The organism is Micromonospora sp. RL09-050-HVF-A, assembly GCF_019374995.1.
GTDB lineage: Bacteria > Actinomycetota > Actinomycetes > Mycobacteriales > Micromonosporaceae > Micromonospora > Micromonospora antibiotica.
The window spans coordinates 6,117,134-6,133,233 of sequence record NZ_JAGKQP010000002.1 but is presented as its reverse complement, the minus strand read 5'-3'; the positions used below and the strand labels follow the sequence as shown (position 1 = coordinate 6,133,233).

The window sequence follows — 16,100 nt, the reverse complement described above, 5'->3', positions numbered from 1 at the left end:
CGACCGTGCTGACGCTAGGGACGGCGACGCCGGGGCACATCGGGGATCGGCCCCGGCCCACCCCGGACGCCGCGGAGGCGGCCGGGCCGGGCCGCCCGGGACGACCGACCGGGTGGATCAGCGTAAATCCGGCAGCGGCCCGGAGTGCCGTCGGCGCGGCACACCGGTGCAACCCCGAACCGGGTCGGGGTCACCCCCTGAGGGCACCCCGGGGGCGGGGCTGACAGCGCGGGCAGCTGTACGACGACCGGTTCATGAACGCCTCCCGGCGGATCGGCGCCCCGCAACGCCGGCAGGGTTCCCCTTCCCGGCCGTAGGCGTTGAGCGACCTGTCGAAGTAGCCGCTCTCCCCGTTGACGTTGACGTACAGGTCGTCGAAGCTCGTGCCGCCCTGCTTGATCGCCTCGGCCAGGACGTCCCGTACGTGCCCGAGCAGCCGACCCGCGGCGGGGGCGGTCACCGCGTCGGTGGGGCGGGCCCCGTGCAGCCGGGCCCGCCACAGCGCCTCGTCGGCGTAGATGTTGCCCACCCCGGAGATCAGCGTCTGGTCCAGCAGGGCCCGCTTGACCTCCGTACGCCGTCGGCGCAGGGCGGTGACGAATCCGGTGTCGGAGAATTCCGGGTCCATCGGGTCGCGGGCGATATGCGCGATCTCGGCGGGCAGAACGGCGCCGCCCTCGCTGACCGCGAGCCCACCGAACGTCCGCTGGTCGACGAAGCGCAGTTGCGGGCCGTCGTCGGTGAACCGGAACCGGACCCGCAGGTGCAGCTCGTCGGCCGCCTCGGCCGGCTGGAGCAGCAACTGCCCCGACATGCCCAGGTGGCCGACGAGCGCGTCACCGCTGTCCAGTGGCAGCCAGAGGTACTTGCCGCGCCGGCGTACGTCGGTCACCGTCCGGCCGGCGAGCACGTCGGCGAAGTGCGCCGGGCCGGGGACGTGTCGCCGCACGGCCCGGGGGTGGCGCACCTCCACCGTCGAGATCCGTCGACCGGTGACCCACTGGGCCAGCCCCTGCCGCACCGTCTCGACCTCGGGCAGTTCAGGCACGACCCAGACCCGCCTCGGCGGTCTCGTCGGCCGCCGGCTCCTGCGCGTCGGGTGGTGCGGCGTCCGCGCGGTCCCGCTCGGCCTGCGCGGTCAGCTCCCGCCAGGCCGCGTCGGCGGCCCGCTGTTCGGCCTCCTTCTTACTGCGCCCCTCGGATCCGCCGTAGCGGTTGCCGGCCACCACCACCCAGGCGGTGAAGGTCTTCAGGTGGTCGGGTCCGGTGCCCTCGATCCGGTACTCGGGCACGCCCAGCCCCAGCGCGGCGGTCAGCTCCTGGAGGCTGGTCTTCCAGTCCAGGGCGGCGCCCCGGCCCGCCGACTCGGCCATCAGCGGATCGAACAGCCGGTGGATGACCTCCGCCGCGGTGTCCAGCCCGTACTGGAGGTAGATCGCGCCGAGCAACGCCTCCAGGGTGTCGGCGAGGATGCTCGCCTTGTCCCGGCCGCCGGTGCTCTCCTCCCCCTTGCCGAGCAGCAGGTAGGCGCCGAGCCCGTCGGGGCCGAGCCCCCGGGCGACGTCGGCCAGGGCACGCATGTTGACCACGCTGGCCCGCAGCTTCGCCAGTTGCCCCTCGGGCAGGTCCGGGTGGTTGCGGAACAACGCGGTGGTGATCACCACGCCGAGCACCGAGTCACCGAGGAACTCCAGCCGCTCGTTGGTGGGCAGCCCACCGTTCTCGTAGGCGTACGACCGGTGGGTCAACGCCCGCTCCAGCAGCTCGGGGTCGAGGGTCACCCCGAACGCCGTCTCCAGGTGGGCGACGGGCGCGCGCCGCCGCTTGTCGTTGGTCATGCTCCTACCTCTGCTCCGTTCCCGCCGGCGGGGTACGCGGACTCATGGCCCGTACGCCGGTGACCTGTTCGTTCAGGACTGCGAGGCTGGCCGGCGCACACCTGGTGCTCATGGCCGTCTCCTCGGCTCGCGGCGATCCGCACCGGGAGGATCGGACCCGGCCGATGCCTGCGGGTCCTCCTGGTCGGTGCCGCCGCCGGTCGGCAGGCCGGCGACCTGTTCCCGGACCCGGTCGGTGGCCCGGCGACGCCACAGGTGGGCGGCCAGGGCGATGCCGGAGGCGACGTCGTCGGGGGTCGCCGCGCCGTGGCAGACCACCACGGTGCCGGCCACCCCGAGCAGGGCCGCCGCCCGCGGGGCGTCACCGCCTGCGGGTGGGCCCCCGGTCATCGTGTACGCCCCCTCGATGGCCTTGAGCAGGACGTTACCGGTGAAACCGTCGGTTACCACCACGTCGGCGCGCAGGCCGAGCGTCACGTCGTAGCCCTCGACCAGCCCGACGTAGCGGGCGGCGCAGGGCAGTGGGGCGGCGGCGAGGAGGGGGTCGGCGGTGCGGCGGGGGCGGTCCCCCTTGCCGGTCTCGGTGCCCACCGAGAGCAGGCCGACCCGGGGTGCGACGATGGCGTGCGCGACGGCGGCGTAGGCCGCGCCGAGCACGGCGTGCCGGGCCAGGGTGGCGGGGCGGGGCTCCAGCGAGCCGCCGACGTCGAGCAGGATCACCGGGCCGGAGACGGCCGGCAGGCTCGCCACCAGCGCGGGCCGGCGCACGTCGGCCCAACGGCCGAAGCCGAGGGCGGCGGCGGAGACGGTGGCGCCGGTGGACCCGGCGGAGACCAGGGCGTCGGCGGCGCCGTCGCGGACGGCGGACACGGCCGCGCGGACGGTGCTGTCGGCCCGTGGCGCGTGGTCGGCCGGCCCGGCGGCGGTACGGGTCGCGCGGATGGTGATCCGGGTCCGTTGCTCCGGGGTCAGGGCGTCGACCACCCCGGCCGCGACCTCGGTCGGGCCGACGAGCAGCAGGTGCAGGTCCGGGTCGGCACGCACCGCCCGCAGAGCGCCGTCAACCACGACGGCGGGAGCATCGTCCCCGCCGAGGAGGTCAACGGCGATCCGCGCGGTGCCCGGCTCCATCGCCACGCCGGCCGGAGCGGGCCGGTCGACGTCGGAGGGAGCCGGGGCACCGGGCGATCGCCGGGGTGCGCGCGCCACCCGACCTGTGGTCGGGGGTGTCACTCGGCGTCCAGGTCAGACCTCGAGAACCTGGCGGCCGTTGTACGTGCCGCAGACGGAGCACGCCGCGTGCGGCAGCTTGGGGGACTTGCACTGCGGGCAGGCCACGGTCGCGACCACAGCCGCCTTCCAGTTCGCCCGGCGGGACCGGGTGTTGCTGCGCGACATCTTGCGCTTCGGGACGGCCACGGTTCCTACTCCTCTGTACGGTTCAGTTGCGACAGGCTCGCCCAACGCGGGTCGATCTGCTGGTGGCTGTGATCGGCCGGCAGATCGTCCCAGTGCACCCCGCACTCGGGGCACAGTCCTGGGCAGTCCTCCCGGCAGAGCGGGTTGGTCGGCAGCGTGAGCACCACCGCGTCCCGCAGCGCCGGCTCCAGGTCGATCAGATCGTCCTGCATCCGGCCCACCTCGTCCTCGTCGGTCGTGATGTCCGTGGTGCTGTTCTCGTACGCGTACAGCTCCTGGACGTTCACGGTCAACGAGTAGTCGATCGCGCGCAGGCAACGACCGCACTCGCCCTGGACGGGACCGGTGATGGTCCCGGAGACGAGCACGCCCTCGGACACCGACTCCAACCTCAGGTCGAGGTCGAGGTCCGCACCCTCCGGCACGCTGATCAACTCTCCGCCGAGGTCCGCCGGTGCCGGCACGACCCGCCGATGCGTACGCAACGCACCAGGGCGACGCGGCAGGTCCCTCGTGTCGAGGACCAGCGGCGCCCTGGGGTTGAGTGATGAAGGCGAGTGTTTGGGCATAGTCAGACTCCGGCCGGTGAGAGGCCGACAAAAAAGGTTACCTGGGCGACCGCCGGATCGTCGAACCGGGGGCGACGCCCGACCCGTCCGTCGGTGCGATGAGGTGCCGCTCAGAAGGGTAGCGGGCGCTCCGCCTCGTCCCCACCGAAGGTGCCGATCTCCCGCAGCGCGTGCATCTTGTCCCGCCCACGCTCGATCGACGCCAGCGCCCGGGTGAGGAACTGCTCGAAGTTCGCCAGCGCGGTGTCGACGTAGTCGTCGACCTCCTCCCGCAGCCGCTGCGCCTCGGCGCGGGCCTCGGCGATGATCCGGGCCCCCTCGTGCTCGGCGGAGACCGTGATCTCGTTCACCGAGACCAGGCGGGCGTGTTCCGCCTCACCTTCGCTGATGATCCGGTCGGCCTCCCGCTTACCGGCATCCATGATCTTGTCGCGCTCCTCCAGGAGGGCGGCGGCGCGACGCAGGTCGGCGGGGAGGTCGGCGCGCATCTCGTCGAGCGCCGCGATCATCTCGCCCCGGTCGACCATGCAGTTGTTGCGCGACATCGGGACGGAGCGCGCCTGCTCCAGCACGCCGATCAGTTCGTCGATGCGATCGAGCGGGTCCACCGGTACCTCACCCCTGTCGTTCGTCTGCCGACCTACATGATGCGGCCTGCGCCCGACTTCGGCGCTGCACCACATGATGTCGTGCCCGGGCCACCACCGCCCTCACCACCCCGCCACGACGCGCCGCCCCGGCTCCGATCCGCCGCCCCGGCGTCGGTGGGCCGGCGGCGGGCGGTCAGGGGCGCGGGGTGGTGAGCCGGGCCGCGAGCGCCTGCCGGACGGTGTCGGGGACGTGGGAGGAGATGTCGCCGCCCCACTTGGCCACGTCCTTGACCAGGCTGGAGGAGAGGAACGAGTAGAGCGGGTTGGTCGGCATGAACAGGGTCTCCACGCCGGCCAGGCCGATGTTCATCTGGGCCATCTGCAACTCGTAGTCGAAGTCGCTGACCGCCCGCAGGCCCTTGATCAGCACACTCGCCTCCTGCGCCCGGCAGAAGTCGACGAGCAGCCCACGGAAGGACGCCACCCGCACGTTGCCGTACGAGGAGGTCACCTCGCGGAGCATGTCGATCCGCTCCTCGACGGTGAACAGGCCACTCTTGGACTGGTTCACCAGCACACCGACGATCACCTCGTCGAAGAGCCGGCTGGCCCGTCCGATGATGTCGAGGTGTCCGTTGGTGACCGGGTCGAACGAGCCGGGACACACCGCACGTCTCATGATCGGCGACCGTACCAAAGAGTGGTCTCGCCGTAACGCCGGCTGCGTTCGGCGGTGATGCCCCGCACCCAGTCGACCGGGCCGGTACGGGTGGACCGCTCGACCACCACCAGCGCGTCGGGGGCGAGCCAGTCGTGCTCCACCAGCGCGGTCAGCAGGGCGGCGATCTCGGTGTCCGGCACCGCGTAGGGGGGGTCGGCGAAGACCACGTCGTACGACGCGTCGCCGGGGCCGGCCGCGAGCACGCCGGCCACCTTGCCGGTGACCAGCCGGGCGGCCGGGGCGGCCCGGAGCGCGGCGACGTTCTCCCGGATCACCCGGGCGGCCCGGGGATCGGACTCGACCAGCAGCACGTGCTCGGCCCCCCGGGACAGCGCCTCCAGCCCGACCGCGCCGGAGCCGGCGTACAGGTCGGCGAAGCGCGCGCCGACCAGGTCCACCTCGGCGGCGACGGCGCTGAACAGGGCCTCGCGCACCCGGTCGGAGGTGGGGCGGGTGCCGGCGCCGGGGGGTGCGGCGATCCGCCGACCGCCGAGCGTGCCGGCCACGATCCGGGTCACCGTCTTTCCCTGCGCATGCCTGTGACGCTACGCGACCACCGACGCGGGCCGGCGGCGCGGTGCGCCCCGTCCGGGTGACCGAAACATCACCCCCAGTGAATCAATGATCTCAAATACATAACAACACTCCCGGTGCCCGCCGTGCACTATGTCCGTATCGACGGGCCCACTAGGGTCGGCCCGGTGCCGGTGCCGCTCCGCCGGCCAGGGCGTCGCACGGCGTCGTCACGGCGCTCCCGACACGCGCCGTGACCAGGCAACGCCACCCCCGCCGCGCCCTGACGCACCCTCACCCCGGGAGTACGCGTGATCCGTCCCCAGCTGTCGCTCCGGCGACCGCTCGCCGTGACCGCCGCCGCCCTGGCCGGCCTGGCCACGGTCCTCGCCTGCACCACCCCGGCGGGCGCCAGCTCACCCTCGCCGTCCCCCACGCCCACCACGACGGCGAGCGCGACCGCCACCACCCCGGCGGGCGGGCAGTCCACGTCGTCCTGTGTCGCCGCCGCCGACGCGCGTTACACGCACACCTTCGACGGTCCGGCGGGCCGCGCCTCGATCACCCTGACCAACGGCCCACTCTGCCGGGGCGAGGAGCAGGACCTGGCCCTGGTGTCGTACGTGACGCCGTCGGCGACGTTCGCCGTGCCGCAGTACGTGCTCGACAAGTCGATCAAGAAGTTCACCGGGGTCGCCCCGGGCGAGCTGGGGGTGGCCACCCTCGACTTCGCCGTCGAGGTGCCGAACTGCCACACCCAGGTCGACTTCGTCTTCGGCAGCAAGCTGATCGACCCGCTGACCGACACCAGTGACCGGTACGGCGACCGCAAGGTCGGCAGCCCGTCCGGCATCGGCGCCCGCTCCACCGGCCCGCGTGCCTGGTTCAACGGCGGTTCGGGCACCTGCTCGGCGGCCCCCGAGGTGATCGCCGAGTCCGACTGCGACGGCAACGTCGAACTGACCCTGGTCAACCGCAGCGGCAACGCCGCGGCGACGTTCACCATCACCGGCAGCGGCGGCTTCACCGAGAAGGTGACCGTCCCCCTGCGCAAGATCGAGACCCGCAAGCTCAGCGCCGGGGAGGCGCAGGAGATCACCGTGGCCGCCGCCGGCATGAAGGACTTCACCGGTGGGTGGCAGAAGCCCGAGGACTGCCAGCAGCCCGAGGTCGGCACGCCCGACGCCAGCTATGAGTCCAGCTGCGACAAGATGGTCTTCCGGATCAGCAACCCGGAGGACGGCACCCCGCTGACCTCGGTCTTCACCCCCAACAAGGGCGAGCCGAAGAAGCTCACCGTCGAACCGGGACGGACCGGGACGGTCAGCTTCCCCGCCACCAAGGGGCTCACCGTCACCGTCACCGGTGACCTCGACTCCGGCGGCCCGGTGAAGTGGGAGCAGCCGGAGGACTGCCCGTCCACCGGTGGTGGCGGTGGCGGCGGCGACCAGGACGGCGGCCTCCCGGTGACCGGTGCGGCGGCCGGCGCCATCGCCGCCGGCGCGGCCACCCTGCTGGTGGCCGGCGCGGTGCTCTTCCTCGTCGCCCGACGCCGACGGATCCACTTCACCGTCTGACCGCAGCACGCCCCCGGGGCGCGTCGACCGACCGGTCGACGCGCCCCGCGCGTTTCGGGGTTGACCCTGCCGCAGCGTCAACCCCGGATGCTGACGCCATGTCAGCCGATCAATCGACAATGTCGCCGGCCCGCGGGCCCGCCATCCAGGTCCGGAGCCTGACGAAGTCCTACCGGGAACTGCGCGTGCTGCGCGGGGTGGACCTCGACGTGGCACCGGGCAGCATCCTCGCCCTGCTCGGCGCCAACGGGGCGGGGAAGACCACCCTGGTACGCATCCTGGCCACCCTGCTCAAACCCGACGGCGGGACGGCCCACGTGCACGGTCTCGACGTCACCACCCGGGCGGCGAGGGTACGGGAGTCCGTCAGCCTCACCGGCCAGTTCGCCGCCGTCGACGAGATCCTCACCGGCCGGGAGAACCTGGTGCTGGTCGCCCGGCTGCGCCACCTGCGCGACCCCGGTCGGGTCGCCGACGACCTGCTCGGCCGCTTCGCGCTCACCGAGGCGGGAGGCCGGCGGGTGGGCACGTACTCCGGTGGGATGCGCCGTCGCCTCGACATCGCGATGAGCCTCATCGGCGACCCGCCGGTGATCTTCCTCGACGAACCGACCACCGGGCTCGACCCGCAGGGCCGGCTGGAGGTGTGGCAGGCCGTCCGGGAACTCGCCCGGCAGGGCACGACGGTGCTGCTCACCACGCAGTACCTCGACGAGGCAGAGCAGCTCGCCGACCGGATCGCCGTCCTGCACCACGGGCGCATCATCGCCGACGGCACGCTCGCCGAACTCCGCCGGCTGCTCCCGCCCGCCACCGTGGAGTACGTCGAGAAGCAGCCCACCCTGGAGGACGTGTTCCTCGCCATCGTCGGCGACGGCGGCGACGACGGCACCAGCACCCGCACCCGCACCCGCACCGACGACACCGTGGACGCCGTCGCCCCGACGGCACGAGCAGTTGAGGAACCCCGATGACCAGACACTTCCTCGGTGACACCGCCGCCCTGCTGGGGCGGTCACTGCGACACATCAGCCGCAGCCCGGACACCATCATCACCACCGCGATCATGCCGATCGCGTTCCTGCTGCTCTTCGTCTACGTGTTCGGCGGCGCGATCGAAACCGGGTCCGACCGGTACGTCAACTACCTGCTGCCCGGCATCCTGCTCATCACCGTCGTCTCCGGCATCTCCTACACCGCCTACCGGCTCTTCCTGGACCTCAAGGGCGGCATCTTCGAACGGTTCCAGTCCATGCCGATCGCCCGCTCGGCCGTGCTCTGGGCGCACGTGCTGACCTCGCTGGTGGCCAACCTGATCTCACTCGTGGTGGTGGTGCTGGTGGCGCTGGCCATGGGCTTCCGTTCGGGGGCCGGCGTGCTGGGCTGGCTGGCGGTCGCCGGCATCATGCTGCTGTTCACCCTGGCGCTGACCTGGCTCGCGGTCATCCCGGGCCTCACCGCCACCTCCGTCGACGGTGCGAGCGCGTTCTCCTACCCGCTCATCCTGCTGCCGTTCGTCAGCTCGGCCTTCGTGCCCACCGACACCATGCCCGGCCCGGTGCGCGCGTTCGCCGAACACCAGCCGGTGACGTCCATCGTGAACACGATCCGCGCCCTGTTCGCCGGCCAGCCGGTGGGCGGCGACATCTGGACCGCGCTCGCCTGGTGCGCCGGCCTCCTCGTCCTCGCGTACGCCGGCGCGATGGCCGTCCACCACCGCAAGGTCGGTTGACGGTGCTCCCGGGTCGGGCAGGCTGAGGCCATGTTGACGATCGGACGGTTGGCGTCCTACGCCGGGGTGACCATCCGCGCCGTACGGCACTACCACCAGATCGGGTTGCTGCCGGAGCCGGAACGCGACGCCTCCGGCTACCGGACGTACGACGCGGCTGCGGTGGTCCGGCTGGTGAGGATCCGGACCCTCGCCGAGGCCGGCGTCCCGCTGGCCCGGGTCCGCGAACTGCTCGACGCCGACGCGGAGACGTTCACCGCCGCCACCGCCGAGATCGACCGCCAGCTGCGGGCCCAGATCCGGGCGCTGCAGGAGCACCGACGGCGGATCGCCCGGCTCAGCGGCGGTGACACCCTCGCCGTCCCCGCGGAGGTGGTCGACTACCTGGACCGGCTCCGCGCCGCCGGGGTGCCACCGGTCGCCGTCGAGGCCGAACGCGACGGGTGGATCCTGATGGCGGCGCGGTGGCCGGACGCCATCAAGGGGCTGATGGCCGACAAGGTGGCCCAGCTGGACAACCCCCAGGTCATCCAGCTCTACCGGCTGATCGGCCGGGTCGCCGAGAACTGGCAGGACGAGGAGTTGCTGCGCGAGACGGCCGACCTGATGGCCGACCTGTTCGCGCAGGCGGAGGCCGCCGGGGAGCTGGAGATGCAGGAGGAGGTCACCCCGGACCCCGCGTTCGTCCGGTTGATGGACTCGTTCGCCGACGCCGCCCATCCCGTCGTCAGGCGACTGCGCAGACTCGTCGCCGACCGGGGCTGGACCGGCTGGACCGTCGTCGAGAAACGCCGCCCCTGAGCCGCCGGGCGGTAGCCCTCCGTCCGGGGGACGCCGCCGGGCGGTAGCCCCCCGTCCCGGGGACGCCGGCCGACGGGTCGACCGGCACCCCGACGGCCGACCGCCGTCCCCCACGCCCGGGGGCGGCGGTCAGCCCTTCTCCAGGTATTCCGCGCGTTCCTCGTCGACCAGGGCGGCGACCGAGGCGGCCAGCGCCGGGTGCCGCGCCAACTGCGGGTCCTGCTCGACCAGGGTGAGCGCCTCGGCGCGGGCGTCCCGGATCAGGTCGGCGTCGCGCAGCAGGGACAGCAGCCGCAGGTGCGAGCGACGACCGGACTGGGTCGCCCCCAGCACGTCACCCTCCCGGCGCTGCTCCAGATCCAGCTCGGCCAGCTTGAACCCGTCGGTGGTGGAGGCGACCGCGTCCAACCGTTCCCGCGCCGACGAACCCTCGGCCGCCTCGCTCACCAGCAGGCAGAGCCCGGGGGCCGCGCCCCGGCCGACCCGCCCCCGCAGCTGGTGCAGCTGGGAGACACCGAACCGGTCTGCGTCCAGGACGATCATCACGGTGGCGTTGGGCACGTTCACGCCGACCTCCACCACCGTGGTCGCGACCAGCACGTCCAGGTCGCCGTCGGCGAAGGACCGCATCACCGCGTCCTTCTCGTCGGCGGGCAGCCGCCCGTGCAGGACGCCGATCCGCAGCCCGTGCAGCGGCCCCTCGGCGAGCAGCGGCGCCACCTCGGTCACCGCCAGCGGTGGACGTCGTCCGTTGTCGTCCTCGCGGGGTGGCTCCTCCTCGGCCGCCGGCCCCTCGCCGATGCGCGGGCACACCACGTACGCCTGGTGGCCGGCGGTGACCTCCTCGCGCACCCGCCGCCAGGCCCGGTCCAGGAAGGCTGGTTTCTCCGCCACCGGCACCACGTGCGAGGCGATCGGGGAGCGTCCCTGCGGCAACTGGGACAGGGTGGAGGTCTCCAGGTCGCCGTAGACGGTCATCGCCACCGTGCGGGGGATCGGGGTGGCGGTCATCACCAGCACGTGCGGTGGCTGGTCGGCCTTGGCGCGCAGGGCGTCGCGCTGCTCCACGCCGAAACGGTGCTGCTCGTCGACCACCACCAGGCCCAGGTCGGCGAAGTCGACCCCCTCGTAGAGCAGGGCGTGGGTGCCGAGCACGATGCCGGCCCGCCCCTGCGCCACCTCGGCCAGGGCCCGCCGTCGGGCTGCCGCGCCCAGCGAGCCGGTGACCAGCTCCACCCGGGTCGCGTCGTCGGCCGCCCCCAGCTCACCGGCCTGTGCCAGCGGGCCGAGCAGGTCGAGCATGCCCCGGTGGTGCTGGGCGGCGAGCACCTCGGTCGGGGCGAGCAGTGCCGCCTGACCTCCCGCGTCGACCACCTGGAGCATCGCCCGCAACGCCACCACCGTCTTGCCGGAACCGACCTCGCCCTGCAACAGCCGGTGCATCGGGTGCGGGGTGGCCAGGTCGGCGGCGATCTCGACGCCGACGTCACGCTGGCCGGGGGTCAGCTCGTAGGGCAGCCGGGCGTCGAACGCGTCGAGCAGGCCACCCGCCTTCGCCGGGCGCGGGGTGGCCGGCGAGGACGCCGACCGCAGCTTGCGCTGCACCAGGGTCAGCTGCACGGCGAACGCCTCGTCCCACTTGAGCCGGCGGCGGGCCCGGTACAGCTCCTCCTTGCTGGACGGCCGGTGGATCTCGCGCAGCGCGGTGTCGATGCCGACCAGCTTCCGGCCGACCCGCATCGGCGTGGGCAGCGGGTCGTCCGGCGGGGTGACGGTGTCCAGCACCACCCGGACGCAGCGGGCGATCACCCAGGTCGGCACGGCTGCGGCGGCCGGGTAGACCGGAATCAGCGCCCCGGCGAACTCCTCGACCTCCTCGGAGGCCGCCACCTCACCCTCGCCCCCCTCACCGAGCAGGACGTACTCCGGGCCGTTGAGCTGCCGCTTGCCCCGGAACTCGGTGACCTTGCCGGCGAACAGCCCCCACCGGCCGGGGCGCAGTTCCCGCTCCCGCCACGCCTGGTTGCCGAAGAAGGTGAGCGTCAGCGTCCCGCCGGAGTTGTCGCCGACGGTCACCTCCAGCAGGTTGCCCCGCCGCTGCCGCATCGGGCGGACCGCCGTGCGCTGCACCTGGGCCAGGACGGTGACCTGCTCACCGACGTCCAACGAACGGATGTCGGTGTGCTCGCCGCGCTCGTCGTACCGGCGCGGGAAGTGGTAGATCAGGTCACCGGCGGTGTGCAGGTCGAGGTGACCGGCGAGCGCCTTGGCGGTCTTCTCCCCCACCAGCTTGGTGAGCGCGGTGTCCACCGTGGCCGGCTCGGACGTCGTCATTCGACCCCCACCAGGAGCGGATAGTGCGGTTGCCCACCCGAATACGCCTGCACCTCGACGAAGGGCCAGCGCCGGGTCACGTGCGCCCGGACCGCCTCGGCGAGGCCGGCGGGGGCGTCCGCGCCGGTGAGCAGGGTGACCAGTTCACCGCCGCCGCCGAGCATCCGGTCGACCACGGCGGCGCAGGTGTCGACCAGGTCGCTGCCGATCAGGTGGACCTCCCCCTCGACCAGGGCCAGCACGTCACCGGGGCGGCACGGGCCGGCCACGGTGAGCGCCTCCCGGCTGGCGTGGCACACCTCGGCGTACCGGCAGGCACCGGCGGCCTCGGCCATCGCGATGACGTCGTCGGCGAACCGGCGCTGCGGGTCGCGGACGGCGAGCGCGGCGAGCGCCTGCACCGGCGAGCGGGTCGGCACCACGCTCACCTCCACCCCGAGCCGGTGCGCCTCCCGGGCGGCGGCGTTCGCCACCGCCTGGGTGTTCGGGTCGTTGGGGAGCACCACCACCCGGGCGGCGGCGGTGGCCCGGATCGCGTCCAGCAGCTCGCCGGTGGACGGGTTGCCCGGCACCACCGTCGCGCCCTCCCCGCCGAACAGCTCGGCGATGCCGACGCCGGGCGCGACCACCACGGCCGCCCGGCCGTCGGCGGCGGGGCCGGGTCGCCGGGCCGGCGCGGCCTGGTCGGCGAACCGGGTCACCGATATCCGGTACGGCCGGCCGGCGGCCACCCCGGCCTCGACGGCCGCCCCGACGTCGTTGACGTGGACGTGGACGTTCCAGGTGCCGGACTCCGCCGGCGTACCGGCGTCACCTACCACCACCAGCGAGTCGCCCAGCGTGGCCAGCTCGGCGCGCATCCGGGTCACCGCCTCGTGCGGCGCGTCGAGCAGGAACTGCACCTCGTAGGCGTAGTCGGAGGAGCCGGTCTCCCGGACGGCGGTCAGCGGCCCACGGGCCGGACGGGTCACCGGCGCAGGCCCGGCCGCAGGCTCCCCCGTGACCACCTCGACCAGGGCGTCGAGCAGCAGGCAGAGTCCCCGGCCACCGGCGTCGACCACCCCGGCACGGGCCAGCGCGGGCAACTGGTCGGGGGTACGGGCCAGCGCGCGGGCCGCCTCCCCGGCGGCGGCCCGGACAACCGTGCGCAGGTCGTCGCTGTCGGCCTGCTCGGCGGCGGTCGCGGCGGCGGCGACCACGCTGAGCACCGTGCCCTCGACCGGCTGGGCCACCGCGGCGTAGGCGGCGGTGGTGGCGTCGCGCAGCGCACCGGCCAACGCCCGGCCGGCGACGGTGGGCACACCGCCGAGTGCCTCGGCGAGCCCGCGCAGGAGCTGCGAGAGGATCACCCCGGAGTTGCCCCGGGCACCGAGCAACGCACCCCTGGCCATCAGCCGCAGCGCGTGCCCGTGCGCGGTGTCGCCGTCCTCCGGCAGGGTGCCGAGGCCCACCGACAGCGCCTGCTGGGCCGAGGTGAGGGTGAGCACGAGGTTGGTGCCGGTGTCCCCGTCGGGCACGGGATAGACGTTGAGGTCGTCGATCTCACCCTGGTGCCGGCGCAGCGCGGCGAGACCGCTCGCGCACCAGCGGCGTACCGCGGCGGCGTCGAGGGTGTCCAGCACGGCCAGAAGCCTACTGGCGGCGGCCGACACCCGCCGGGGTCGGCCGGCGTGTCCCTGGGCCGGCCGGCGGCGACGCCTTCCGACGGTGGCCGGCCCGGTCCGCGCGCCGTGCGGGACGGTGGTGGGCTGGCCGCCACCGCCGTCCGGGACGGTGGCCGGCTGCCCGCCGCAGGGGGCCGGGACGGGCCGGTTGGGCGGGGCGGGGGTGCATCGGGTAACCTGGCCAGGTTGTCCGGGCAGCGCCTGCCGGCGACCTCATGAACGTATCAATCTCAGGAGTATCCCGTGGCTAGCGTGTGCGACGTCTGTGGCAAGGGGCCGGGCTTCGGCCACAACGTGTCCCACTCGCACCGGCGGACCAACCGCCGCTGGAACCCGAACATCCAGTCGGTGCGTACCCCGGCCGGTGGCGGCAACACCAAGAAGCTCCAGGTCTGCACCTCGTGCATCAAGGCCGGCAAGGTCACCCGCGCCTGACCAGGTAACACCACCACCGCTCCAGCTCCGACAGTACCGGCGGGCCGTCCTGGCCCGCCGGTACTGTCGTGTCCCCGCACCCGGTGGCCGACCCGTACGGAGGACGACCGTTGGACCTTGACCTGGGCCCTGACGAGATGATCGTGGTGGGCGCCTCGATCGGCATGATGCACTGGTTCGCCGAGGAGCTGCCGCCGGGCAGCGTGGTACTCGTCGAGGAGCCGGAGATCATCGCCCGGCGGGCCGTCACCACGACGGTGACCCGCCTGCCGGTGATCTCGCGCGTGGTGTCCGCCCGCTACCAGACCGGGTTGGACGTCGAGGAGTTGCTCGCCCGCGAGCCGGGGCTGACCACCGCCCGGCTGGTGATGCCCGGCCTGGAGTACGCGGTCGGTGCCGCCGCCCGGCTCGCCGACCGGCTGGGCCTGCCCGGGGCCGGCCCACAGGCCGCCGACGTCTTCTCCGACAAGCACCGGATGCGCCTGCTCGCCGACCGGGCCGGGCTGGCCAATCCGGCGTACGAGCTGGTCGACTCCCCGCAGCGGGCGGCGACGTTCGCGGCCCGGTTCGGTGGCCGCTGCGTGTTGAAGCCGACCCGCCGCTCCGGCAGCCTCGGCGTGCAACTGATCGCCCCCGGTGACGACGTGTCGGCGGCCTGGTCGGCGACCGCCACCCCGGAGGAACCGGTGGAGGCGGCCAGCGACCTGCCCACCGAGGTGCTGGTCGAGCAGGCCCTGGTCGGCCCGGAATACAGCGTCGAGCTGCTGGTCGCCGACGGCGAGGTGTGCTTCGGCAACGTCACCGACAAGCGGGTGTTGCCGGGTCGTCGCCCGGTGGAGACCGGGCACACGGTCCCCTCGGCGCTGCCGGCGGCCGGCCGGGCGGAACTGGTCGAGGCAGCCACCCGGCTGGCGACGGCGGCCGGTTTCCGCACCGGAGTGCTGCACAGCGAGTGGATCGTCGCCGACGGGGTGCCGACGCTTGTGGAGTGCGCCGCCCGGCTGCCCGGCGACATGATCTCCGCGTTGGTCTCGGTGGCGTACGAGTGCGGTTTCATCGACGCCTACCTGCGGACGCTGCGCGGCGAGCGGCCCCGGCTCCCGGCCCGGCCGTCCGGGGCGGCGGCGGTGGAGTTCCTGCTGCCACCGCCGGGGACGCTCACCGCGATCGACGGGCTGCGCGACGCCCGGCGGGTGCCCGGTGTGCTGGCCGTGCAGCTCGACGTGGCGGTCGGCGACCGGGTCGGTGACGTCACCTCGTCGGTGCGGCGCGGCGGGCACGTGCTGGCCTGGGGCGCCGACCCGGCGGAGGCGACCGCCACGGCCCGCGCCGGTGCCGACCGGTTCCGCTTCACCGTCGCCTGACACCGCCGCACCGGCCGGGTGGGTCGGGGATTCACCCGGTGGCACGGCCCTGCGGCGGGCGGGTCAGAGTGGCCGGCCGAACGACAGGCAGCCGGGAGCGTCGGCGTAGTAGCCGAAGTTGGCGATCCGCTCGTACCCCGCCGAGGTGTAGAGGGCGACCGCCTCGGGCTGCCGGTCGCCGCACTCCAGGATGATCCGCCGGCGACCGTGCCGGCGGGCCGACTCCTCGACGGCGGCGAGCAGGGCGCGGGCCGCACCGCGCCCCCGCACGGCCGGCACGGTGTACATCCGCTTCAGCTCCGCGGCGTCGTCGCCGTGGCTGCGCCACCCCGCGCAGCCGACCGGGGCACCGTCGAGGTGGGCGACGAGGAACTCACCGTGCGGTGGGACGAACTCGGTCGGGTCGATGGGGGTGTCGTCGCCGCTGCCGCCGTACCGGACGCCCAGGTCGGCCATGGTCGCCCGGATCAGCGTCTGCGCCACCGGCGAGTCGAAGCCGAGCGGCCGGATCTCGATCTCACTCACGGGTGAAGGGTACGACTG

Annotated in this window: 17 protein-coding genes; 6 read left to right on the top strand and 11 right to left on the bottom strand. The window is 73.7% G+C overall.

The genetic code is table 11. The annotated features are described in order from the left end of the window. Positions 1-190 precede the first annotated feature (190 nt). From mutM to rsmD, 8 genes are all read right to left on the bottom strand, one after another. A complete protein-coding gene (gene mutM / locus J7462_RS27215; RefSeq protein WP_219468259.1) occupies positions 191-1,048 on the bottom strand; it encodes a bifunctional DNA-formamidopyrimidine glycosylase/DNA-(apurinic or apyrimidinic site) lyase in 858 nt (285 codons plus the stop codon). Next, a complete protein-coding gene (gene rnc, locus J7462_RS27210) occupies positions 1,041-1,838 on the bottom strand; it encodes a ribonuclease III (protein ID WP_244252296.1) in 798 nt (265 codons plus the stop codon). The genes mutM and rnc overlap by 8 nt, the downstream gene beginning before the upstream one ends. A gap of 108 nt (positions 1,839-1,946) precedes the next feature. Further along, the gene (locus J7462_RS27205) at positions 1,947-2,969 is read right to left on the bottom strand and encodes a phosphate acyltransferase PlsX (RefSeq protein ID WP_219470756.1); all 1,023 of its coding nucleotides are present in this window, start codon (positions 2,967-2,969) and stop codon (positions 1,947-1,949) included. Between the two features lie 114 nt (positions 2,970-3,083). Continuing rightward, positions 3,084-3,257, bottom strand: a complete 174-nt coding sequence (gene rpmF, locus J7462_RS27200) for a 50S ribosomal protein L32 (RefSeq protein WP_088646032.1) — start codon at positions 3,255-3,257, stop codon at positions 3,084-3,086. Between the two features lie 5 nt (positions 3,258-3,262). Next, positions 3,263-3,826, bottom strand: coding sequence for a DUF177 domain-containing protein (locus J7462_RS27195; RefSeq protein WP_208567211.1), 564 nt, complete (start codon positions 3,824-3,826; stop codon positions 3,263-3,265). 110 nt (positions 3,827-3,936) lie between these two features. Continuing rightward, a complete protein-coding gene (locus J7462_RS27190) occupies positions 3,937-4,434 on the bottom strand; it encodes a hypothetical protein (protein WP_208567212.1) in 498 nt (165 codons plus the stop codon). A gap of 175 nt (positions 4,435-4,609) precedes the next feature. Then, the gene (gene coaD, locus J7462_RS27185; RefSeq protein WP_219468256.1) at positions 4,610-5,095 is read right to left on the bottom strand and encodes a pantetheine-phosphate adenylyltransferase; all 486 of its coding nucleotides are present in this window, start codon (positions 5,093-5,095) and stop codon (positions 4,610-4,612) included. Beyond that, a complete protein-coding gene (gene rsmD / locus J7462_RS27180) occupies positions 5,092-5,655 on the bottom strand; it encodes a 16S rRNA (guanine(966)-N(2))-methyltransferase RsmD (RefSeq protein ID WP_219468253.1) in 564 nt (187 codons plus the stop codon). Before rsmD ends, coaD begins: the two co-directional genes overlap by 4 nt. A gap of 306 nt (positions 5,656-5,961) precedes the next feature. On the opposite strand from rsmD, the gene J7462_RS27175 reads away from it, so the two are divergent. From J7462_RS27175 to J7462_RS27160, 4 genes are all read left to right on the top strand, one after another. Next, the gene (locus J7462_RS27175) at positions 5,962-7,227 is read left to right on the top strand and encodes a cell wall anchor protein (protein ID WP_219468250.1); all 1,266 of its coding nucleotides are present in this window, start codon (positions 5,962-5,964) and stop codon (positions 7,225-7,227) included. Positions 7,228-7,325: 98 nt separating this feature from the next. Further along, on the top strand, positions 7,326-8,201 hold the full coding sequence (locus tag J7462_RS27170; RefSeq protein ID WP_255597919.1) for an ABC transporter ATP-binding protein: 876 nt from the start codon (positions 7,326-7,328) through the stop codon (positions 8,199-8,201). Beyond that, a complete protein-coding gene (locus J7462_RS27165; RefSeq protein ID WP_208567217.1) occupies positions 8,198-8,959 on the top strand; it encodes an ABC transporter permease in 762 nt (253 codons plus the stop codon). Before J7462_RS27170 ends, J7462_RS27165 begins: the two co-directional genes overlap by 4 nt. A 30-nt stretch (positions 8,960-8,989) precedes the next feature. After that, the gene (locus tag J7462_RS27160; protein ID WP_219468248.1) at positions 8,990-9,760 is read left to right on the top strand and encodes a MerR family transcriptional regulator; all 771 of its coding nucleotides are present in this window, start codon (positions 8,990-8,992) and stop codon (positions 9,758-9,760) included. 129 nt (positions 9,761-9,889) lie between these two features. On the opposite strand, the gene recG is transcribed toward J7462_RS27160, so the two are convergent. Together recG and J7462_RS27150 are read right to left on the bottom strand one after the other, a co-directional pair. Beyond that, positions 9,890-12,094, bottom strand: a complete 2,205-nt coding sequence (recG, locus tag J7462_RS27155) for an ATP-dependent DNA helicase RecG (protein WP_219468245.1) — start codon at positions 12,092-12,094, stop codon at positions 9,890-9,892. After that, the gene (locus J7462_RS27150; protein ID WP_219468241.1) at positions 12,091-13,716 is read right to left on the bottom strand and encodes a DAK2 domain-containing protein; all 1,626 of its coding nucleotides are present in this window, start codon (positions 13,714-13,716) and stop codon (positions 12,091-12,093) included. Before J7462_RS27150 ends, recG begins: the two co-directional genes overlap by 4 nt. Before the next feature lie 285 nt (positions 13,717-14,001). Here J7462_RS27150 and rpmB point away from each other — a divergent pair, with 285 nt between their 5' ends. Together rpmB and J7462_RS27140 are read left to right on the top strand one after the other, a co-directional pair. Then, positions 14,002-14,193 carry a 50S ribosomal protein L28 gene (gene rpmB, locus J7462_RS27145; RefSeq protein WP_007456456.1) on the top strand — a complete coding sequence of 64 codons (192 nt, stop codon included), beginning with the start codon at positions 14,002-14,004 and terminating at the stop codon, positions 14,191-14,193. Positions 14,194-14,303: 110 nt separating this feature from the next. Further along, positions 14,304-15,557, top strand: a complete 1,254-nt coding sequence (locus tag J7462_RS27140; RefSeq protein WP_219468238.1) for an ATP-grasp domain-containing protein — start codon at positions 14,304-14,306, stop codon at positions 15,555-15,557. A 63-nt stretch (positions 15,558-15,620) separates the two neighbouring features. On the opposite strand, the gene J7462_RS27135 is transcribed toward J7462_RS27140, so the two are convergent. After that, a complete protein-coding gene (locus tag J7462_RS27135) occupies positions 15,621-16,082 on the bottom strand; it encodes a GNAT family N-acetyltransferase (RefSeq protein ID WP_219468236.1) in 462 nt (153 codons plus the stop codon). Between the last annotated feature and the right edge of the window lie 18 nt (positions 16,083-16,100).

Excerpts from the sequence above, each read along its gene's own strand:
- J7462_RS27160 (WP_219468248.1), top strand. The coding sequence starts at position 8,990 with ATGTTGACGATCGGACGGTTGGCGTCCTACGCCGGGGTGACCATCCGC.
- J7462_RS27195 (WP_208567211.1), bottom strand. The coding sequence starts at position 3,826 with ATGCCCAAACACTCGCCTTCATCACTCAACCCCAGGGCGCCGCTGGTC.
- rnc (WP_244252296.1), bottom strand. The coding sequence starts at position 1,838 with ATGACCAACGACAAGCGGCGGCGCGCGCCCGTCGCCCACCTGGAGACG.
- J7462_RS27165 (WP_208567217.1), top strand. The coding sequence starts at position 8,198 with ATGACCAGACACTTCCTCGGTGACACCGCCGCCCTGCTGGGGCGGTCA.
- coaD (WP_219468256.1), bottom strand. The coding sequence starts at position 5,095 with ATGAGACGTGCGGTGTGTCCCGGCTCGTTCGACCCGGTCACCAACGGA.
- J7462_RS27205 (WP_219470756.1), bottom strand. The coding sequence starts at position 2,969 with ATGGAGCCGGGCACCGCGCGGATCGCCGTTGACCTCCTCGGCGGGGAC.
- recG (WP_219468245.1), bottom strand. The coding sequence starts at position 12,094 with ATGACGACGTCCGAGCCGGCCACGGTGGACACCGCGCTCACCAAGCTG.
- J7462_RS27170 (WP_255597919.1), top strand. The coding sequence starts at position 7,326 with ATGTCAGCCGATCAATCGACAATGTCGCCGGCCCGCGGGCCCGCCATC.